Here is a 21,059-nt window from a genome sequence, read left to right as displayed (position 1 = left end):
ACTATTAAATTGTATGAAATTTAAAGGTGCAGTGGAGACACAGTGAGTTCTACTAAGCAATATTTCCTCACATTTCTCTATCTCAACATTAAAAATCCGCTGCTGGTTAAATTTTACATGTCGTACAGTTTTCATAATACCTGCCACACCTCAAGTATATCTGGCTTTTTCCAAAATATGTGCCGGGTTCTCCATGGCTCGGCAAGCCAAAATAAATTAAAAAAGATATCCCTGGAGGCTTCTCGTTTTTGAATCCTCCAGTTGAATTCACGGGTGAAATCTAACTTATGGTCCAGGCTGCCAGCTGATATTCCCGCCTTCCGGATCTTCCAGGCAGTCAGCTGACGATATTTTTCCAGTGATTTTTCCAGTGATTTTTCCAGTGATTTTTTTCATGTTGTCTCAATTACATGGTGCTAGCAAACAAAGTCAAAAAAATTATGACCAGAATCGCGAGCACCACAAGTACTTTTTGTGTGAGCGGGTCCCTGAATCCTGTCGCTTGCATAATTTCTCCCCTGTTTCCGTTTATGTTTTGAAAGTTCTTCAGGTCATTTAGTAACAGACTTGTTCGTCTCATATTTCCTCCGGATGTTAGAAATATGAACAACAGTTGACGTTTGACCGGTACGGACTCCACCAGCCATACTTTTCGAAAAACCGGGATGAAAAAGCCGGGGCTTATTCATTGCCACATGCACCGGAACTAAGTCGGCTTGAGGGGAAGTTGGTGGTATTTCGGGTTTTGAATGGCTGTGACACAGTAGACTGTAAGCCGTTTCGGTGAGAGTTGCAACGAATAGTACTTTGATCGGGGCAGACGCCGAAAAGAGGGCACTGTTTCCGGAAGCCTGCAGGTCAAAGTAAGCTCCAATTTTCCCGGATAAAAAATTGAATGTAGCAGGGTAAAGCCCGAGCTTCAATGCCTCAAACAGGTCCTTACGCAACAATCCTGCAAAAAATAGAAATGTACCTGTCGATAGCATTAGTAAAAAAACCTGTAATTTGTGAAATACCATCGTCATCTCCCCTATATAACGATTATTAATTACATATTACTTAAAAAATTCGTAACCAATTATTTTAATTAGTTACGGAACAGTCGCAGGACAGTTTCGGAACAGTTTGAGAGGTTCAGAGGCATTCTCGGAGCATAAAACATAATTGGTGCTTTTATTTCCTTTTGTTTCTTCCGGAAAATGACCTATTTTTCTTTTTAAATGACCTCTCCCTAATATATAATATTAAGTTAGAAATGAAAATCTTTATTAAGATTGTTTTTCTATATACTTTGGTATTTAATGAACAACATGCGCAGAAATTGTTAAGCTCGATTTTTTTTGCTCTGATTAAAAAATTCAAAAGCTGGTAAATGGGATGTTTGGCTCGAAAAAATGTGGATTTTTGAGCTCTAATCCTGATTGGGATTTTCTCAAAAAGGTGTAAAAATGAAAATTAGAACAGTACTCACAGTGGTTTTGCTGGTTATGTTAGTAGTTTCTGCACCAGTCTCGGCTGTAAAGCCTGAGGACCGAGATTGTATAAATAACCAGTTTGCAGGGTTTAACCCGTTTATCGGGTTGGGAATTTCCTACATACCATCTGTATTTGCGGTTTTAGAGTTCTATCAAACTGTAACTGAAGATAAGAGAATAGGCATTGTTTGTGACGATGTGGCAAAATATAGAGTTAAGATAAATGTTGGACCCGGGGAATATGACAGCATAATTCTTACCAACTATGTGAGGGAGACAGGCCCCTGGAAAAGCAGGGCAAATCAGAATTTAATAATCCTGCCCGGGCAGTCATTAACTGAAAGCTTCTATTCTGACATGGCTATATACTATGCCCGGGAGGGATACAGTGTATACGTCCTGGATAGGCGAGAAACAAATGTCCCGGTAACAGAGACTGATTTCAGTTACATGGCAAACTGGACTGTCGATGAATACCTGAATGACACATATTACGGTGTCGCAGTATCAAGAATCCACACAGCTCTTCTGAATAATAACAATAATAACGGCAATAATCGCAATTCTATTGATAATTCTATTGATAATTCTATTGATAATTCTATTGATAATTCTATTGATAATTCTATTGATAATTATAATTATAACAATAATCTCATCTATAATACACCTGCAGAAATGGTAGAGGTCACGGCAATAGGGCATAGTCACGGGGCGTTGATTCTTACCGCTTACGAGGCAAGTGAATACGACGATTTGTTCCTGGGTGGTGTTGATAAGGTGGTGCCTGTTGAGATTATCATCAAATACGATCCCGCATTTCCGGAACTGATACAGGCGCAGGCACTGCAATTTGAGGAGATTTCCGAAAAGATGGAAAATGGAACGTATAACAGTGACAATATGGGTGGCATGATGCAGCTGGCCTATCTGGCTTCCTCAGATCCCGATGCCGAATCTCCCGTTCAGCCAGGGCTTACGAACAGGCAGGTCTTCAGGCTTATGGCCAGCCAGACATACATGTTCACTGCATACCCCTATACCCCGGATTACCACTACTGGAGCGGGGACCTTGACGGGCTCTATTACGTTGACGAAAACCGCGTGCTCAGCGCAGCTCTGGCTGGAGGAGCGGTTCCGTATGCTCCAATAAATCTGGACCTTTATATGGCCGGTTTAATGGGCAATGTGGACGGATACGAAATTGATTCTTCCGGAGTTGACTCCCCGCTGCTTTATGTCGGACTCGGGGGCGGTTTTGGGAATTACGGTTCCTGGTGGTACGAAAACGAGGTCGGAAAAACAAATAAGAAGGTTTCATCCATAATCTGGAATGACCAGGGGCACGGCAGTATAGCGCTTGACTACAATTCTCCCGAGTTGTGGTCAGAGATTAATTGCTGGCTGGAGGACAACTGAACCGGATTGCTGGCTGGAAAGCAACTGAAAAATAAGAGATAATGAATTGAGCTTTCCACTTTCAATCAGTTCATATTATTCAGAATATTCAGAAACAACCTGAATTGCCTTTTCTTAACATTTTTGTCCACTGTTTCTCCCAAAAATAGAAGCGGTCAATAATAGATCATAGGCCAGATCACATGCCACAGGCTATAATCGGTAAGTCTCCAGACCACCGGGGCCAGGAATCCGTATTTCCGGAAAAGGGTAATTGGGATCAGGTTTCCGGCAAATATGAAGATGAAGAGCCCTGCTCCAAAAACCGTGCTTGTAAGAATTCCCATCCTGTACATTCCCATTATTTGCGTTACCGGTTCCCATAAACTTGCCAGGACGGCGACCACTACAAAAACCTCGTCCTGAAGTTTTCCTTTCAGGAGGACATTTGAGATAAACCAGACCAGAAAAACGATTGGGATAAGGTGATAGATAATCTCAAGGAAGATCCCTCCGCTTAGATAAACGGGGATGGAAAAGGGAAAGGGCACATGGATATTGGGCAGGTTCATTGCCAGGCCAACCAGGATCTCTATTATGGCAAAAGCGATTCCCAGGAGGACAGGATACAAAAACCGCTCTTTGTTTGAGATCTTTTCGTCCCGGATGTCCGGAAAACCGGTTTTCCCAGCCAGTTTCATCGCAATAAAACCGAAAACTGCTGCCGGGATTATTGCTTCCCAGGTTCCGGCCCAGTTTTCTACAATAAAATGGTCGACTCCCAGGTATGTCCAGACAGCTTTTCCAAGCAGCATTAATGAGACGAGGGCCAGGAAGGTCCTGTCAGACTTCGAAATTCTGTCTACAGTCCGTTTATCCACAATGTGATTTTTGTTAGAAACTTCTACATAAAGGTATCTGCCGGAATTCTTCAGTCGCCTTCAAGAAGGCGAATATTTTACTTCCCGGGGGGCAACCGGCAGGTCAAAGGCCTGATCTCCCAACCATTTCCACAGCTTTGTATATCAGGTATTCCCGGTGTTTCGGGTCCTTAATTCTCCAGGCGACTCTCAAAAGGCCGTAGCTCATGTAGAGGGGGAGCACCTGCTTTATCCGTCGGTATTCCTTTTCATCCCGGCTGTAATTGCGGAGGAAGCGTTTGATGTGAGGGATGGACGCATGGGCCGAGCCTTTCCGGGCGAAATGGTGGAATACTTCGGCGCAGAGGATTCCCAGGTCATGGACACAATGTCCGTGTTTGCTAGCCAGTTCGAGGTCTATAGCATAGGGTTTGCCCCTGTGGAAAAGGTAGTTTGCAGGGGTTGCATCGTGGTGGATAAGACAGCCGTGCCTTGTATCCAGGAGGGGGTTTGTCTGCCATTTTTCGAGCCTTTGATCATACCGTTTCCTGGTAGAACTGCGAAGAGGCATCCGGTTCAGGATGTTCCGGATTTTTGCAAATTCTTTTTCTTTTTCGTAATGGTTCTGTGTATTCCTGTGGAGTTTTCGCAGGAGACGGGCTATATCCTTCAGTTTTTTATCCAGGTTTTTTTCCCTTTTCAGGTACCAGGAAAAGGGTTTTCCCGGGATGTACTCGGTTACGAGCACGCAGTCGAAATGGGCGTTTGTTGCAATCGGGTGTGGAATCTCTATTATTTTTTCAAGCTTCTTGAGTTTGTAATACTCGTTCAGCATGGCTTTTTTGGTGTCATAGTTTTTTATTTTCCCCGTTGGTTTTGCAAGGAATTTCGCAATAACACTGACCCCTTCTCCCTCAAACTCATATCTGCAGACCCTGTGGGACGCAGGCCTGATCCTGAACTCGCGGATGTTACAGTTTTTATTCCGTATCCTGTGCCCCTGTACACTGACCAGCCAATCCCTGAAGGAATTTCCCGGTTTCAGCTTTCTAACGTACTCCTGAGAAATACAACCCCCCCATAAATCAGGAATCCAGTTTTTACCTTTTATCGGTCTGGTTTAAGTATTTTTTAATTTTCAGCCGGAACCTTTTGTGGACAAATATCCCCATAACAATTACTGTCATTGTAAGTGCTAAGATTCTGCTGAGATTTGATTCGAAATCGGTGCCTATCATCACGGCATGCACGGAAACCAATAAAAAAGCCAGATAATTGAGGTAGTGGACCTTTCGCCAGTTCCTGTATTTTTTCCTGTAAACCGCAACGCCTGCTGCGAGGAGGAAAAGGTAAAATGCCGGCCTTCCTGCCAGTTCCAGGAAATCACTCAAAGGGTAAAAAACAGGCAGGAAAACCAGGATACTCTGTTCCTCGACTGCAAATGCCAGCGGATGAATGATTATCAAAAGGACCCCCAGCCTGGCCAGGGAATGGTGAGCTTTTATGAACCCCACTCCGAGCAGCTTATTCGCCCGGACAATGTACTCAGATGACAGGCTTGCCAGAAATATGAATAGGTAACCCAATGTGCCTGCAGCCCGGTCTATTATTTTTGTAGGGTCTTCAGGCTTTTGAAACAGAGCGTATAAAATTAAAGCAACAATGGAAGCAATTACGATATAGCTTATGTAATACTGTTTGTCTGAAGCTTTTTTATCTGAAATTTCCTCTCCCCCAAATTTATCCCCAAAAACTCATTTGGCATGAAAGTAGATGTGTACTTTCATTCTTTGTGTCTGTTATTCAAAGAATATCATGTACGTTTATTAGATGGTCTCAACCTATTAATATCATATTCTGTATATAATAATTGTCTTAAGTTCACCTGTATACCGTATTCAAGAGTATAAGGGTTTTTTTGCTTGCGGCAAACAAATGATATGCGCAGGGGGTCAGCCAGAGTGCACAGTTCTTTTTTCCATTATGCTCCTTGCAGCAAAATTCGGACTCTGGAAGGTGTATATAATCCCGAATTCCCATGGGCAGTCCTGAAAACAGCCTGTTTCTCCGATTTTTCAAAACGTTGAAAGGATATTTATTTTCGGGGGCAGACTGTTCTGATTTCATGCAAACTCTTATATTTTGAACAGATCAATTTCATATAATGGATTTTCTAATAGTCGTTTCAATAATTGCAGCCCTTCTGATTGTCATCGGAATTGGGGTTTTTCTGTATTTTAACCGGAACTTGCCCGAAGAAGAAATAAGGCTGAAGAAGAGGCTGGCTCTCGTTACTTTAAAACTTTTGATTATAGGTATCCTGATCTTCCTGGCTCTGGTCTTTCACAGATAAGTGGGCAGGCTGGGATTCAGGATTTTTTACTCCCTTTACTCTCAGTTTTTTATTTCCTTTCCTTTCCTGATTTTCCTTTTTTTCCCTTTTGATTTGCTTATTTCCGGACAGGATCCCTATTTTTTACATATCTACTTCGCCTTCGTGTCCCAGATGCTCTTTGTTGGTCTTTTTTTGCCTATTTATATCTCCTTGCGATGCTCCGTTCACGGTCATGTCGTCAATTATCTTGTCAGCGATTTGCTTGCGCTTTTTGTCCATTTCCTTCTCTTTATTTCCGGTCATTTTATTCCTCCTTTATTTCTCGGTATTGTTGTGGGTATCGTTTCGGCTATCGTTTCGGCTATCGTTGCAGCCATCGTTGCGGATTTCTTTTGTTTATCGTTGTAGATTTTCTTACGGTACGTACTTTTCCAGATTCCACCGGGAAACTGCCTGGTCCTTAAAGCCTTTGTAAGCTTTACGAAATTCATCATGTGTAAAGACCGTTACTTTGTGTTTGGAAGAAGAAGCCCAGATCCAGTACGGCGTATTGTCCCCCGTTTTTTTCCTGTAGCGGCCAAGAAAAATAGTGGTGTGAGGCAGATTTTTTATTATGCACATATCCCCCGTCTTCAGTTCGAGGCAGGGGTCTGTCATATCGGAGGGTCTGACCGATGTTTTGACCCTTTCGGTGTACGGGTATTTTCCCGTGTATTTTCCAAGGTTAAGGGCGTTTGTATCCGGAATCAGGGTGTTATCGTGATAGATGATTTCCAGGGCGTCCCGTATAGCCTCAATCGAAAGGGCGGAACAGTCTATAGCGTTTCCTTTCATCCAGACATTCCAGCCTTTTTCGAAGCCGTCGTTGTAGATGATATGAAGCATGTCATCGATCCCGGTGCGCTTGCCCTGAGCGCCCATTACGAAGTCCGTGCCGTCATACATGAGCAGGCGGTTTATGTATGCCTCCATTACCAGTGAATAAATCACGGCTTTATCGGGATGATGATAGGAACAGACCGGTGCAAAGCCTCCGCTTCCGTCTTCTATAAGGAAATACCGGCCTTTTGAGGGGCATACGGGTACTGACCTGAGGTAAGCCGGGACCAGTACGTGGACTGATTGCCAGCCTGTCGACTGGTAGTCGTCGAGTGCCCCCTCTAAATCGGCCATAACTAAAGCCGTCTCAATTGAACGCATATTTCGAGAGCAGATAGGTTTTGAAATGTCCATTGTGCTTCGACATCCTGGTATTTTGATTTCTTACGGTGGGGGAATTTTCACTTAGGGAATTAATGATAAAAAACGAATCCAACATTCTTCTTTTTTTAGAACACTATTCTTCTTTCATTTATTACAATATATTTATTTCTATTAAGTCTCTTAACCCTGGTGTCATCCGTACATTAATACTTTTTATATTCAGTATGACTTGCTGGTATTGTTAAAAGTGTGCCGAATATTTTTCAAAAAAGTTAATAAAGCCCCTATGTAAAATATAGGGATGGAAATGACAGTCCCGGGGCAGGAACCAGAAAAAGAATCCGGAAGAAAATCCGCCAGAGATAACGAAGGCTGGGTTTACCGGAGCATAGGTCTCCTGATACTTTTACTGTTCTTTAAAACCTGGAGAATCCTGGACGAAAGCTGGAATTCCCTTAACCAGCTGCCTCTCTACATTTACTTTGGAGTTCTTGCCGTCTACCTGCTGGCAGAAAGAATCTCATACCGGGGATTGGGTAATGGGCCAGACAATACGGGAAAACAGACGAAGAAATGGACCAGATACCTGCTTTTACTTTTCTGGTGGCCGCTGTTAATTCTGCCGGTTCTGGAATACAGTCTGGTTCCGGAATACGGTTTCTATCCGGGTTACAATTTTTCCATTGTTACCCTCGGTCTGGCACTGACCCTATTTGGGACGGGCCTGAGAGCCTGGGGCTTATGGTCCCTGGGAACGTATTTCTCAGCCCACATCGAGATCCGTGACGGTCACGAACTGGTCGAAACAGGACCTTACAGGTTCATAAGGCATCCCGCTTATGCAGGCAACATTTTGCAGGCTGCGGGGATACCCCTTATCCTGAACGCTTACTTCTCCCTTTCAATCTCTGCTGTCCTTATTTTCCTGTTCTTATACCGGCTTAAACTTGAAGAGGAGGTTTTGAGTCGGGAAGTAAAAGGTTACGAGGATTACTTAAAAAGAACGTACAGGCTCATACCTAAAATATGGTAACCAGTACCCGGTAATTCGGAGCTTGATTCTCGGTCAGTTGCAGGTCACGTTTATAACGTATCAACTTCATAAAAAAGTCTGTGACTGAAAACATAAACACCCTGGCAATAACGATTTCTTTGATGGGAATTGCTTTTACGCTGTACTTTTCCGCCACGAAGTATTATTTTTTCGGCCAGGACCCAACAGGCTTCAGCATGGGGACTCTGGGCATTATTTTTACTTTGCTAGCTGTCCTGTTAAGCGCTTATAACGTGATTTCGGGAAAAAAGGAATAAGTTTTTGTGAAAGCTTTTTATTTCTCTGCTATGTGTGCAAAACAATTCTTTCACTCTTTTTCTGCTGGAGTGAGTTTTTCAGCCGTTACCAGCAGGGCAGAAGAAATGTCGTTCAAGCCTTTCAGGATTTTGTACCCTTTCTCGGTAATCATGTAATCTCCCCTTTCGTGCTGCTGCAGGATAAGTCCGCTTTCCGTCAGCTTCTGGAGGTGGAAGAGGAGGTTTCCGCCCCGCAGGCCGGTAAGTTCGGAGAAGGCTGAAAAGCTCTTTGTTCCGAAGGCCACGGCTTTCAGGATTTCAAGGCGCTGGTTGTTGGCGACGGGTTCGACGATCTGGTTGATGACTGTGTCCGTTTCCAGGGTTGAAATATCCTGTTTCTGTTCCTGGTTATCCTCATAGATCCGCATGGAGCGCATCAGGTTTACCTGTTTTATAAAGAGACCCGATACTTCGGAAAAGCAGCGTTCGCATTTGCTGTAAGGAGCTCCGGTCCTCATTTCCTCAATCTGCTTCCTTGTTTTCGAAACAAGGGTTTCGTCCACACTCTTCTGTTTTATGAGCCCTGCGTTGTTCTGAAGGAGGGCTGTGAAAGAGGATCTGCAGTCCCCGTTTTCAGGGCATTTTTTGACCATGCCGCGGTCAAGCCCCGTATCAATATCTTCGAAAAGGTGGCTGAGAAGGACGTTGGAGTATTCGTTCCTGGAACTTTCCAGAGCTGACTCGAGGGTAACCCTGTTAGAGTGTTCCATAACTTTTTTTATGTCGTTGTGCATCTCGGAAAGTTTTGTCCTGATAGCTTTCATTTCAGCTATTTCGGAACCTTCTAAGGTTCCGGGAGCTTCGGAGTGGGCCTTTACCTTGCTGCTGTTTCCCATGTTATAACAATTCCCTGTTTTATTTGATATAGTTTTTGTTGTAACCTTCAAGGTCATTTCTTTACTTAAATCTCTCAGGGGCACGGGACTGTATTAAGTATATTTTTGTGCCGATTAAGTATATATCAATAACTGACTAATAGATGACATGAGGCATCTACTGCCTCTTAAGGCACGTAAAAGGGAGGTGAAATGAATGGTAAAGTGCGGAATTTGTGGTGGAGAAGCTCCGAAACAGCCCTGTATCACTGAAGAAGGGAAGTGCGACCTCTGCGGTAAAAAAGTAAAGCTTGCGGAAGAAGAAGAGAAGAAAGAATAAGGTAAATAGGAATAAGAGAAGGTAAAATAAGAGAAATTAAATTCCTTCTTTTTAGCAACCAAACCACAAGGAACTATGGATCTTCGAGCAGTACCTATCCCTCCAATAGTGAATTAATGACTTTTTACAAGTTGGGGGTGACTGCTCGCTTTTTCGGAAAAACCGGAACAAAACCTGTTTTGATTAACAAACATTTTTTGATTTATTAACATTTTTTAATAGAAACCCTTTTTGATAAAAGAAACACCGGTAAAAAGATAGCTTCAGATAAAAAGATAGCTTCAGATAAAAAGATAGCTTTTCATGTCTCAAACGTAGCAATGGGGGGTCTAGTTTGAACAAACAGAATTTGACGTACCTCGTCCTTTTTTTCGTGATTTTGGGTGTAGTATTGATTTTTGTATCAAAGCCGGAAACCAGTCCGCCAGGATTTGAAACTGTGAATGTGGACGAAGCCAGGGAAATGCTTGAAAAAGACGACTTTTTCCTGCTTGACGTCCGCACGCCTGTCGAGTTCAACGAATCGCATATCGAAGGGGCAGTTCTGATCCCGCTTGAAAATGGCTATGGGTCAAATCTGGGTCCTGACCAGCTTTTAGAAGCCCGGATAAACGAAGTTCCCAAAGGTGAAAAGATACTTGTCTACTGCAGGACCGGACGCAGAAGTGCTGTTGCGAGCTAGATGCTGGCAGATGCCGGCTACACTGATGTTTATAACATGGGGGGCGGCATCAATGAATGGATAGCAGCAGGGTATCCTGTCGTAAGCGGTCCTTGAAGGTTATATATGCAGGCGATATTGAAGAAAGTCTCCGCCGTCACAATTCTTCTGTGGAAAAGAGTTCTCCGTATGTGAAAATCTTCAGTCGGAAATTGCTCTTGGATAACTATGCAAAGGTATTAATTGGAGAAGTATGAGTTATATTATGTGGGTTATTTGATTACAGCAGGTCCTGATAAATCCCGAGGTAATAATTATGTGTAGTGTTGGAGATTCTTTTGATATCGAGTTGGAAGGTAAGCTGGCGCCTAAAAATTATGTGTGCAAAGACTGTGACAATAAATTCAAAGGTATTGGCAAGAATGTGAAGTGTCCTTCCTGCCAGTCTGCAAATGTAGAAGAATCCAAATAATCAACTGGATTTTTTAGATATTTTTTTACGATGAATAAATCGAGCTCTTCTAAAGACATTTCTAAAGACATTTCACTGAAGGAGAGTGAAATGCTTCTCCTGCGCGGTAGAGCAGGAACAGTGGTTATTGTAAAAGCAGGTTCGAATGGACAGTTTTTTCTGGAAACCGATAGCGAAGAGATTGTACTCGGACTGGAACCCCATGACCTGATTGTGGCTTCTGCATTTTCGGTGGATGAAAGAACCGAGAAAGGGCTTAAATGCGTTCTCTTCATGATTAGGGAAATCAGGTCCCCATTAATAGTTCTTCCGAAGAACCATCCTGCATCACCAAGGCTTCCGATTGTAGTGTCAGCTGGTAATAAGACTGTTTTAAGCTGCAATATCACACCTGGTACGCACCCGAATCAGGACGTACTATGCGGTTCAAATGAATTTAATGGCCTGGAGCTAACAGGAACACTGGAAGGCGTACAAATTAAAAATATGCCACAGTGTGAGGTATTAAAGGTTAACTTTGATATCTGACCGGCACATCCCTATCAGGGTTGGAACTGCGGTTAAGAACCGCGTTTAATTTTATTATCCTGGTGCCCGCCTCCATTAAGGTTAAATCTACCTTTCCCTGAGATCTTCTCATGCGCCGAATCATTCTCGCCTCTGAATCCCCCCGAAGAAAGGAGTTGTTAAACCAGCTTATCGGGGACAATTTTGAGGTATATGTCAGTTCTTATGAGGAAACCCCAATCCCTGAAATATCCCCCGAATCTCTTCTCATACGTCATTCCCTTGAAAAAGCCAGGGATGTGGCGAAATATTTCGAATCAGGGATAATTATCGCGGCGGATACTTCCGTAATCTGCAACGGGGAAGTCCTGGGTAAGCCCCACACCCCCGAAAGAGCTAAAGAGATGTTGGAAAAGTTAAGCGGGAAAACTGTGCAGGTCATTACTGGACTCACGGTGCTGGATATTGACCGGGGAGAGGAAATCAGTGAATCCGAAGTCACGGATGTCCGGATGAAGAAAATGAGTGAAAAGGAAATCGAGGCTTACATCGGGACAGGTGAACCTCTTGATAAGGCGGGAGCCTTCGGAATCCAGGACAAGGGGGCGGTGCTTGTGGAAAGGGTCGAAGGGGATTTCTTCAATGTGGTAGGGTTGCCCCTGTTCAAGCTGGGGAAGATTCTGGAAAGGCTTGGAGTGTCAGTTTTCGGGGAAGAATAATCACATCATATCACTTCATTTGGAGCGTTAATCCTCTGTGTACGTTGAACCGCTCTATTTACCTACAATTACCTTCTTTTCCTTTATTTGCAACCAGATGGTCTATTCGGGGCCTGCTTCGTTTTCTTTATATCATAGGGGTTTTATCTTAATTATAGAGTCATAAAATCAATTCAATTCGTAATCTCAACTCTATTCAAATTTTCATGTGGTGTTCGGAATGCTGCAAGTGTACAATACCCTTTCCAGAAAAAAAGAGTCTTTCAAGCCCCTGAAAGCAGGGGAAGTCTCGATTTATGCGTGCGGGCCTACGGTTTACAATTTTCCCCATATCGGGAATTACCGAACTTTTTTGATGACCGACAACATCGTGAGGACTCTTGAATACCTGGGCTATAAAGTAACACTTGTTATGAACATCACGGACATCGATGACAAGACCATCCGGGACTCGGGAGTTGCGGGGGTTTCCCTGAAGGATTTCACGGAGAAGTACACGCAGGAGTTCTTCCGGGGGCTTGACATGCTGAACATCCGGAAAGCCTCGTTTTATCCCAGGGCTACGGACAATGTTGACGGGATGATCGAGCTTGCCCGGAAACTGATCGAAAAGGGTCTGGCCTACGAAAAGGGTGGGTCGGTCTATTACCGGATCTCGGCGTTTCCGGAGTATGGGAAGCTTTCGAAAATCGATTTCGATGAGATCAAAATCGGGGCTTCGGTTGATGTGGACGAATATGATAAGGACAACCCCCGGGACTTTGCCCTCCTGAAAGCCTCAACGCCGGAGGAAATCGAGCGGGGGATTTTCTACGAAAGCTCCTGGGGCAAGATCCGTCCGGGCTGGCACACGGAATGCTCGGTTATGTCCATGAAAGAATTCGGGGTCACGCTGGACATCCACACCGGAGGTGTGGACCTTATCTTCCCGCACCACGAAAACGAGATTGCCCAGTCCGAGGGAGCTACTGGAAAACCCTTTGTCCGCTACTGGATGCATGGGGAACACCTGATAGTGGAAGGGGAGAAGATGAGCAAGTCGAAAGGAAACGTTTTCACCCTTCCCGAAATTGTCGAAAAGTACGGGGGGGAGGTTGTGCGCTTCATGTTCCTCTCGGTCCACTACCGCAAAAAGCTGGACTACTCGGAACAGTTTGCCGAAAACGCGAAAAACAATTATCTCCGGCTAAAAGAAACCCTGGATAACCTGGAATTTGCCCTCCGAAGCGCCGATGGAGGCGAATATCCCGGGAACAGGGAAATTCTTGAAACTCTCCCCGAACTGGAAACGCAGTTTAAGGAAGCCCTCGAAGACGATATCAACACCCCAAAAGCCATAACGGTCTTCCGGGAACTCTCCAGAAACGCTAACAGGTACCTCGAAAGCGGGAAAAACAGGGAGGTCCTGGAAAAATCCCGTGCCCTTTACCGCAGGTTTGCGGATGTCCTGGGGCTTTTCGCCTCTGCCGGGGAGGAAGAAAAGGTCCCTGACGCTGTCCTGAAACTTATCGAAGAACGTGAAGAAGCCCGGAAGAGAAAAGACTGGGCAACTGCGGATGCCCTCAGGGATGATATAAAGGCATCCGGCTATATCATCCAGGATACAAAGGAAGGGCCGAATCTCAAGAAAGTTGAGTGATTTTGATTTCAGATCTTTTCACGTGATTTTCAGATTATTTTCACGTGATTTTCAGATTGTTAGTTGAGTTATTAATTGGGTGAGTTATTGGGTTGTTAATCGAAAGTGTGTTTCAGGCTTCATTGAATATATCCTGATGAATGGTTCTTATAATTATTTATTTAATTATATGCAATTTTATTCATATAAATTTTATTTATTTCCACATGGGAATATTTTAACGCCGTATCTTTTTTGTTTGATACGTTTGTTGGGTCACTTTTGAGGGGGTTTTGTTCACGTATGGACTTAAGGCTAAAGAGGAAAAACCTGCTGTGATTGACGAAGATGACGAAGATGAAGACGAAATGCCAATTATGGTAGATCTGAGCCATGCTGACAGTCCGGTAAAGGTAGTGCTGGTATCTCCAAAGTCTGTTGAAGAAAAATCCAGGGAAGCTCTTAAAGATGCAATGCGTATTATTCATCAGGTCTCCAGAAGAGTTGTAGACACGGTGGAGGAACTCGATGCTGAGCATAGACCTTCCCAGGTTCAGGTAAATTTCGGGCTTAAACTTACAGCCGAAGGAAGGGCAGTAATGACCAGAGTTAAAAATGAAAAGGATACCAACATGAAAATAATACTAACCTGGAAGGGTGAGGAGTAAGCAAGCTCCCTTAAAATAATTAAAAAAGGTAATGAGGTTTTAAACTACCTGGAAACCATCATAACGCACTATATCCTTTCAATGCACTATATCCTTTCAATGCGCTGTAATCCTTTTAAATGCTCTAAAAAAACCCTGGTTTTTTTGTTGTGCATTGGCCGCCACTGTCTACTTTTTACAAATCCGTTTGAGGTTTTTTTGCAGGAAAAAATGTAATTTTTCAGCTTTACTTTTTGGTCCTGAAACTGTTTTCCTGAAATCGGACTGCTTGCCTGAAGAACTGGAAAGAGATATTCTTGTAAAAGTTGTCTTTTCTGTCCTACATATTTTAATATTATTAAAATGCCATAAAATTAATATCATAGAAGAGGCATTTCCGATAAACGGCTAAAATAAATACTGAAAGGTTACAATCGTGTTTTCCCGCATCATCCCCAAACAGCGCAAAATGTCCACCAGGGTCGGCGGTTTCCTGATCCTCATAAGTGAGACCATGTTCCTCTTTTCGATCCTGAACTTCCTCATGATCAGTCGCCTGCAGTACTACAGTTCGGGAGACTCTTACATCAGGGCTGTCTTCCCGCACTACCTTTTTTTCCTGGGAGCCATGGGCTTTGTCGGGCTGACTGCGATGTTTTTTATTTATACTTACATCCTGCCGAGCAAGCAGCGCTTTTCCCAGGAACAGGCGGTCAAGGATTCCCGGAGCCCGACCTATAACAAGCTACTTGAAGTACAGGAGGAGCTTTCCGAGATGCGAATGATGATGGCAGACCTGTCGGAGAAGGTAGAGAAGCTGTCGAAAGAAAAATAAAACCCTCAGACAATAAACCCTCAGACAACAAATTGCAAACTGCTAAATCCTGAAGCGAATCTTCCCCGGAAACCATGGCTCTCGAAATCACCCCAATCCTCAACGAACCCGCCCTCACCGTCACAAACACCGAAACCGCGCTGGTCATAGCCGATATCCACCTCGGGATCGAGTGGGACCTGTACAGGAGCGGGATAACCCTTCCCAGCCGGATGAAAGAGCGGCTGATAAGAATTGAGGGCTATATCGAAGAAACCGCTCCTGACCGGATCGTGCTCCTCGGCGACATCAAACACAACGTCCCGCAGGTCTCCTGGCAGGAGAGGGATGAAATCCCGCGCTTTCTGGAAGCCCTGGCAGCGCATGCTCCTGTGGATATTTTGCCCGGGAACCATGACGGAGGTATTGAGCTCCTTTTCAACAGAAATGCTAGGATAAGGGTCCATTCGGCAAAAGGCGCGGTCCTGGATGGGGTCGGCTACTTCCATGGGCATACCTGGCCTGCTCCGGAACTTCTAGGTGCAGGGTCCGTTGTCACAGCCCACAACCACCCGACGGTCCGGTTTACGGACTCCTTCGGCTATTCTACAAGCGACCCCGCCTGGATCAGGACGCGCTTCAATCCCGAAGTTCTCAGGGAACATTTCAAAAACCTGAATTTTGATGACGAAACGATCTGGACTGATCCCGAGGTTTTCATTGTGCCCGCTTTTAATGAACTCTGCGGAGGTGTGCCTTTTAACGAATCGACCCGGGAAGACCTGCTTGGTCCCGTGTTTTCCTCCGGCGGGGTCAAACTTGAGGATGCCGAACTCTATTTGCTGGACGGGACAAGGCTCGGGGTGATAAGGAACCTCCGGAAACTGGAGCACACAAGAGTTAGAAACAGGTCCGGGGGCAGAAGACGTAGAAATCCTGAAAGCCCGAAATGAGACGATCAGATGAAGATCTGATGTGAAGCAAGAGAAACTTCATTCAGAACCTCAAGCTTCAGTCGGCAAATAGTATTGTTTTCAACTCTCTATTCTAACTTTTCTTTTCGGAGTCTCCGTAGTTAAAATTTTTGTATCGGATCCAAATGTTTTTATGACGTCGGAGGTGTATTATTTACATTAGTATAAAATTTTTAATGGTTCCAGGAGAATATCTGAAAATAGAAAATAACAAAGGGTCTCAGAAACGTTAATATATATTTATTTTAATACTCTCATAATATTCATCTTCCATACAGATTGAATCTGTTTTTCCTGAAAAGCGATCAAATGATTACTCTGGTTAATGTCAATGCAATGGAGGAGTCCAAAAAAGTTCCGGGTCTCACACAATGATGACTTGCAGACGATTCGAATAAGTGAGCTTTTAATAATCAAGCTTTTAAATTATTTTTGGTGACTTGAGGGGATGGAATGAGGGAAAAACTGAAAAGTCCTGTTATCGGTCCATTGGAGATGTGCCATGGAGCGCACTTTTGCCGGTCCTATCCAATGAAAAAAGGATCTGGAGGACATACTGTTTCTTTTCTCTGGAGCAGGGCTGGAGAATTATGACTTCTAAGAGTCTGAGTGAGGACGAACTGGAGGTTCGTGTGCGGGAGCGGACTGCTGAGCTTGAAAAAGCCAATCAGGCTTTACGTGCCGAGATTCTCGAGAGAAAGCTGGCTGAGGAGATGTGGTGCCGGAGTGAGCATCAAGGCAGGGCTAAGCCGGGAAATGTTCTCTCGCCTGCCCCGGAAGTGACCAGGCTGGAGCTTGCTGATATCATTGATGCCCCGGCTATCCAGTCCCTCATGGATGATTTCTATAAGTTTTCAAACATTTCCATGGCCCTGATCGATCTCAAAGGCAATGTTCTGGTGGGCGTTGGATGGCGGGATATATGTACCAGATTCCACAGGATTCACCCTGAAGCCCGTAAACACTGCATAGAAAGTGACACACAGTTATCTGCGGGTGTTTCCCCGGGAGAGTTTAAGCTGTACAGGTGCAAGAACAATATGTGGGACCTCGCGACCCCAATCATGGTGGGCAACCAGCACGTAGGCAATCTCTTTTTAGGGCAGTTCTTTTTTGAAGACGAGCCTCTGGACTATGAGCTTTTCCGGTCCCAGGCCAGGAAATATGGCTTCGATGAGGAGGAATACATGGCAGCTTTTGAAAAAGTTCCACGCTTGAGCAGGGAGACTGTGGACACAAGCATGGCCTTCTTAACGAAGCTTGCTCACATGATTTCACAGCTGAGCTACAGCAATATCATGCTTGCCCGGTCGCTGGTGGAACGTGATGCCCTGGTTGATGCGCTGCAAGTGAGCGAAAAGAGGTGTCGAATGCTATTCGACCATAGCATGGACGCTCTTATCCTGAGTGACCCCAGGGATGGGGGGAAAATTCTCTCAGCCAATCCAGCTGCCTGCCGGATGCTTGGATGGGCGGAAGAAGAATTGATAGGAAGGGGGCGCGATGTGATGTTTAACCTTGAAGACCCGGCGGTATCCGACGTACTGGATGAACTTATGCGTACCGGATCAACAAAAGCCCAGCTCACTTACACCCGCAAGGACGGAACTACGTTCCCCGGAGAGATCAGCAGCGCCTTTTTTACGGATGGCAATGGAGAGCCTCGGGCAGTCATCATTATCAGGGATATTACGGAGCGCAAAAAAGTGGAAGAAGCTCTCAGGTTATCATATATTTATAACCGCAACCTTATTGAAGCAAACCTGGATCCATTAGTAACCATTGGGCGTGATGGTAAGATTAAGGATGTGAATAGTGCTTCTGAACAGATTACCGGATGTTCCAGAGATGAGTTGATAGGGACTGATTTTTCAGATTATTTCACTGAGCCTGAGAAAGCTGGTGCAGGATATCAGCAAGCATTTATAAATGGTGAAGTTCGAGACTATCCTCTTGAAATTCGGCATAGGGATGAGCATATAACCCCTGTTTTGTATAATGCTTCAGTTTATAAAGACGAAAATGGCAAAGTTATTGGTGTATTTGCTGCAGCACGTGACATCACCGAGCGCAAGCGGGCGGAGCACCAGCTCAGCAACGAACTGGCGCGAGCGACCGGCTTATACGAACTCTATACCCGATCATCGAACCTATCAGACCGCGAACTCTACGATTTCGCACTCAATCAAGCCATCAAGATAACCGATAGCACGATCGGCTTCTTCCACCTCGTCTCCGAGGACGAAAAAGAGATCATCCTCACCACCTGGAACCAGGAAGCATTGAGGTCATGCACGGCAGGGAAGGAAGGGCACTACCCTATTGAAAAGGCAGGTAACTGGGTCGATTGCGCCCGGCTCAAGCGCCCGGTGGTCTACAACGACTTTCCTTCCTCACCGAACCAAAAAGGGCTGCCGTCCGGACACGTTACAGTGAAGCGATTCATGAGCGTGCCGGTCACCGAGAACGGCAAGGTGAAGATCATCCTGGGTGTGGGCAACAAGGTGGATGAGTACGACGACCGCGATGTCATGCAGCTCCAATTGGTGGCTAATGAGCTTCACAAGATTATGAAGCTGCGTCGCATCGAGAATGAGGTCCGGGAGAGCGAGGCATTCCTCCGAGACATCATGGAAAACGTCTCAGACGCCATCTTCGTCAGGGATAGAGATGCCCGGATGATCCTGGCAAACCCAGCTTACTATAGGCTTATGGGCAAATCCCCTGAAGAGGTCCTCAATAAGACCGTTGCCGATTTTCACCCTCCTGAGATGGCCAGGAAGCTAGCGGAGGATGACAAACGAGTCATGGAGACTGGAAAAGGGACAACCTTGGAGGAGAGAATATTTACATCACATGGATTGCGCGTCCTCCAGACCGTAAAAGCACCTTACTACGATGGAAAGGGCAACATCATAGGATTGATAGGAGCGGCGAGGGACATCACTGAGCGCAAAAAAGCAGAAGAAGCTCTAAAAAGAGCACATGAAAATCTTGAGGGAATAGTTAAAGTACGTACAGCAGAGCTTGAGAAGGCTTATCACTCTTTAAAAGACAGTGAAAAAGGGCTTGCTGAAGCTCAAAAAATGGCTCATATTGGTAATTGGGAGTGGGATATTGCAACTGATGAAGCATACTGGTCCGAGGAAATGTATCGTATTTTCGGACGTGACCCCCGAGAATTGGCACCTTCTTACAATGAATATTTGTCTTACATACATCCCGATGATCGGGATTACTATTGTAATGCCACTAAAAAAGCCGTAACCGGAAGTCCCTTTGGTATTGATTACAGGATTTTCCGGGATAACGGGGAAGTACGCACAGTTCACCTGGAATCGGAATTTATTTTGAATAATAAAAAAATCCCTGTTCGAATAAAGGGAATAGTTCAGGATATTACTGAGCGTAAAAAATCAGAAGAGAAAATTCAGGTCTTAGCTAATATTGTGAAATCGTCAAATGATGCTATTGGCACTATATCCCTTGACGACATTATTACAAGTTGCAATGAAGAAGTAGAGCAAGTTTATGGTTATTCCGCGGAAGAACTTATTGGGAATCACACATCAATCGTGGCTCCACCCCATTTAGATAAAGAAACAAAAAAATTAAGTGAATTGATTAAACAGGGGAAAAAGATCCACCACCATGAGACTTCACGGTTAAGAAAGGACGGGCAGATAATAGATGTTTCAATAACTCTTTCTCCGGTTTTTGATAGTCATGGAAAGCTGACTGCGATCTCGTTCATTTCCAGGGATATAACCGAAAGAAAAAGAGTAGAAGAAAAACTTCGGGAGAGTGAGGAAAAGTACCGCAACATTGTAGAGACCGCCAACGAAGGTATATTCATAATTGATGCTGAATCCAGAGTCACTTACGCTAATGAGAAAATGACGGATATGCTCGGATACACTCTGGAAGAAGTTATTGGCATAGCGATATGGGACTTCGTCAGTGAAGATTGCAAGGCTATTGTCAAACTGAACCTGGAAAGGAGGAGGCAGGGTATCAATGAGATCTACGAATTGAAATTAATATGTAAGGGTGGATCATCCTTATGGGTGCTCATAAGTGCTAAATCCCTTTTTGATATGGATGGCAGGTTTATGGGCTCGATAAGCATGCTAACTGACATCACCAAGCGAAAAGAAGCTGAAGAAGCTCTGTCAAATATCGAAATTGCCCGCAAACAGGAAATTCATCATAGAATCAAGAATAATCTGCAGGTAATCTCCTCACTGCTGGATCTTGAGGCTGAAAAGTTCAATAACAGAGAGGATATTAAGGATTCGGAAGTTCTGGAAGCCTTCAGGGAAAGTCAGGACAGAGTAATATCAATGGCTCTTATCCATGAGGAACTGTATAAGGGTGGAGGGTTCGACACACTGAACTTTTCATCGTATATTGAGAAACTCGTTGAGAACCTTTTTCAGACATACAGCCTTGGAAATGCTGATCTCAGCTTAAACATGGGCCTTGAGGAAAATACATTCTTTGATATGGATGTTGCTGTCCCGTTAGGAATAATTGTTAATGAACTTGTTTCAAACTCTCTCAAACATGCATTTACTGAAAAAGAAGGGGAAATTCTAATCCGATTTTGCAGGGAAGAAAAGAATAAGGAAAGAGACAAATCTCTTTTTAGCCTGACAATTTCAGATAATGGAAAAGGAATTCCTGAAAGTATAGGCATGGAGAGGGTTGAATCCCTGGGGTTGCAGTTAGTAAATATCCTTATTGACCAGCTGGAAGGAAATATCGAGCTTAAGCGAAACCATGGGACAGAATTCAGAATCACTTTCAGTGTAGAGGAAAGCCCATAAACCCTGTGAATTAATAAGCAGAGCTTACTTCTGCGGCAAGGC

The 21,059-nt window shown here is 44.4% G+C and carries 20 protein-coding genes; 13 read left to right on the top strand and 7 right to left on the bottom strand.

What is annotated here, in order from left to right; all coding sequences use genetic code 11:
* Positions 1-551: 551 nt before the first annotated feature.
* Positions 552-1,019 (bottom strand): hypothetical protein, encoded by a 468-nt coding sequence (locus tag MSMTP_RS14765; RefSeq protein ID WP_048180945.1) that lies wholly within the window; start codon positions 1,017-1,019, stop codon positions 552-554.
* A 429-nt stretch (positions 1,020-1,448) separates the two neighbouring features.
* On the opposite strand from MSMTP_RS14765, the gene MSMTP_RS18150 reads away from it, so the two are divergent.
* Positions 1,449-2,894, top strand: a complete 1,446-nt coding sequence (locus tag MSMTP_RS18150; RefSeq protein WP_052718423.1) for a hypothetical protein — start codon at positions 1,449-1,451, stop codon at positions 2,892-2,894.
* Positions 2,895-3,049: 155 nt separating this feature from the next.
* Here MSMTP_RS18150 and MSMTP_RS14745 read toward each other — a convergent pair whose 3' ends face one another.
* The 3 genes from MSMTP_RS14745 to MSMTP_RS14735 all read right to left on the bottom strand — a co-directional run bounded on the left by MSMTP_RS14745 (position 3,050) and on the right by MSMTP_RS14735 (position 5,319).
* Positions 3,050-3,754, bottom strand: a complete 705-nt coding sequence (locus tag MSMTP_RS14745) for a hypothetical protein (protein WP_048180939.1) — start codon at positions 3,752-3,754, stop codon at positions 3,050-3,052.
* Between the two features lie 103 nt (positions 3,755-3,857).
* The gene (locus MSMTP_RS14740; protein WP_369799646.1) at positions 3,858-4,595 is read right to left on the bottom strand and encodes a phosphotransferase; all 738 of its coding nucleotides are present in this window, start codon (positions 4,593-4,595) and stop codon (positions 3,858-3,860) included.
* A 238-nt stretch (positions 4,596-4,833) separates the two neighbouring features.
* On the bottom strand, positions 4,834-5,319 hold the full coding sequence (locus tag MSMTP_RS14735; RefSeq protein WP_231582807.1) for a ferric reductase-like transmembrane domain-containing protein: 486 nt from the start codon (positions 5,317-5,319) through the stop codon (positions 4,834-4,836).
* Between the two features lie 578 nt (positions 5,320-5,897).
* Between MSMTP_RS14735 and MSMTP_RS14725 the strand changes: the two genes are divergently transcribed.
* Positions 5,898-6,086, top strand: coding sequence for a hypothetical protein (locus MSMTP_RS14725; protein WP_048180925.1), 189 nt, complete (start codon positions 5,898-5,900; stop codon positions 6,084-6,086).
* A 123-nt stretch (positions 6,087-6,209) separates the two neighbouring features.
* Here the strand turns inward: MSMTP_RS14725 and MSMTP_RS19455 are convergent, their stop codons facing one another.
* Both MSMTP_RS19455 and MSMTP_RS14720 read right to left on the bottom strand, forming a co-directional pair.
* Positions 6,210-6,371 carry a hypothetical protein gene (locus tag MSMTP_RS19455; RefSeq protein WP_156153856.1) on the bottom strand — a complete coding sequence of 54 codons (162 nt, stop codon included), beginning with the start codon at positions 6,369-6,371 and terminating at the stop codon, positions 6,210-6,212.
* A gap of 111 nt (positions 6,372-6,482) precedes the next feature.
* Positions 6,483-7,241, bottom strand: coding sequence for a hypothetical protein (locus tag MSMTP_RS14720; RefSeq protein ID WP_156153855.1), 759 nt, complete (start codon positions 7,239-7,241; stop codon positions 6,483-6,485).
* Positions 7,242-7,578: 337 nt separating this feature from the next.
* Here MSMTP_RS14720 and MSMTP_RS18145 point away from each other — a divergent pair, with 337 nt between their 5' ends.
* Together MSMTP_RS18145 and MSMTP_RS14710 are read left to right on the top strand one after the other, a co-directional pair.
* Positions 7,579-8,304 carry an isoprenylcysteine carboxylmethyltransferase family protein gene (locus tag MSMTP_RS18145; protein ID WP_052718421.1) on the top strand — a complete coding sequence of 242 codons (726 nt, stop codon included), beginning with the start codon at positions 7,579-7,581 and terminating at the stop codon, positions 8,302-8,304.
* Positions 8,305-8,384: 80 nt separating this feature from the next.
* Positions 8,385-8,582, top strand: a complete 198-nt coding sequence (locus MSMTP_RS14710) for a hypothetical protein (RefSeq protein ID WP_048180918.1) — start codon at positions 8,385-8,387, stop codon at positions 8,580-8,582.
* Positions 8,583-8,632: 50 nt separating this feature from the next.
* Here MSMTP_RS14710 and MSMTP_RS14705 read toward each other — a convergent pair whose 3' ends face one another.
* Positions 8,633-9,457 (bottom strand): winged helix-turn-helix domain-containing protein, encoded by an 825-nt coding sequence (locus MSMTP_RS14705; protein WP_048180916.1) that lies wholly within the window; start codon positions 9,455-9,457, stop codon positions 8,633-8,635.
* A gap of 196 nt (positions 9,458-9,653) precedes the next feature.
* Between MSMTP_RS14705 and MSMTP_RS20255 the strand changes: the two genes are divergently transcribed.
* The 9 genes from MSMTP_RS20255 (at position 9,654) to MSMTP_RS18140 (ending at position 21,017) form a co-directional block, all read left to right on the top strand.
* Positions 9,654-9,776 (top strand): hypothetical protein, encoded by a 123-nt coding sequence (locus tag MSMTP_RS20255; RefSeq protein ID WP_255350986.1) that lies wholly within the window; start codon positions 9,654-9,656, stop codon positions 9,774-9,776.
* Positions 9,777-10,110: 334 nt separating this feature from the next.
* Positions 10,111-10,458 (top strand): rhodanese-like domain-containing protein, encoded by a 348-nt coding sequence (locus MSMTP_RS14700; protein WP_231582806.1) that lies wholly within the window; start codon positions 10,111-10,113, stop codon positions 10,456-10,458.
* Between the two features lie 481 nt (positions 10,459-10,939).
* Entirely contained in the window at positions 10,940-11,437 is a 498-nt protein-coding gene (locus MSMTP_RS14695; protein ID WP_048180913.1) for a hypothetical protein, read from the top strand.
* 110 nt (positions 11,438-11,547) lie between these two features.
* Positions 11,548-12,135 (top strand): Maf family nucleotide pyrophosphatase, encoded by a 588-nt coding sequence (locus tag MSMTP_RS14690; protein ID WP_048180910.1) that lies wholly within the window; start codon positions 11,548-11,550, stop codon positions 12,133-12,135.
* A gap of 220 nt (positions 12,136-12,355) precedes the next feature.
* Complete coding sequence (gene cysS / locus MSMTP_RS14685) at positions 12,356-13,774, top strand: cysteine--tRNA ligase (RefSeq protein ID WP_048180904.1); 1,419 nt, start codon at positions 12,356-12,358, stop codon at positions 13,772-13,774.
* 272 nt (positions 13,775-14,046) lie between these two features.
* Positions 14,047-14,421: a CU044_2847 family protein gene (locus MSMTP_RS14680; RefSeq protein WP_048180901.1), complete on the top strand. Its 375-nt coding sequence runs from the start codon at positions 14,047-14,049 to the stop codon at positions 14,419-14,421.
* Positions 14,422-14,836: 415 nt separating this feature from the next.
* Positions 14,837-15,235 carry a hypothetical protein gene (locus tag MSMTP_RS14675; RefSeq protein WP_231582805.1) on the top strand — a complete coding sequence of 133 codons (399 nt, stop codon included), beginning with the start codon at positions 14,837-14,839 and terminating at the stop codon, positions 15,233-15,235.
* Between the two features lie 74 nt (positions 15,236-15,309).
* Positions 15,310-16,167, top strand: coding sequence for a metallophosphoesterase (locus MSMTP_RS14670; RefSeq protein ID WP_048180898.1), 858 nt, complete (start codon positions 15,310-15,312; stop codon positions 16,165-16,167).
* A 734-nt stretch (positions 16,168-16,901) separates the two neighbouring features.
* Positions 16,902-21,017, top strand: coding sequence for a PAS domain S-box protein (locus tag MSMTP_RS18140; protein WP_369799645.1), 4,116 nt, complete (start codon positions 16,902-16,904; stop codon positions 21,015-21,017).
* Positions 21,018-21,059: the final 42 nt, after the last annotated feature.

Origin of the sequence: Methanosarcina sp. MTP4 (assembly GCF_000970045.1) — an archaeon.
Taxonomy (GTDB): Archaea; Halobacteriota; Methanosarcinia; order Methanosarcinales; family Methanosarcinaceae; genus MTP4.
The sequence above is the reverse complement of the archived record's forward strand: the minus strand, read 5'-3'. Positions and strand labels throughout refer to the sequence as shown.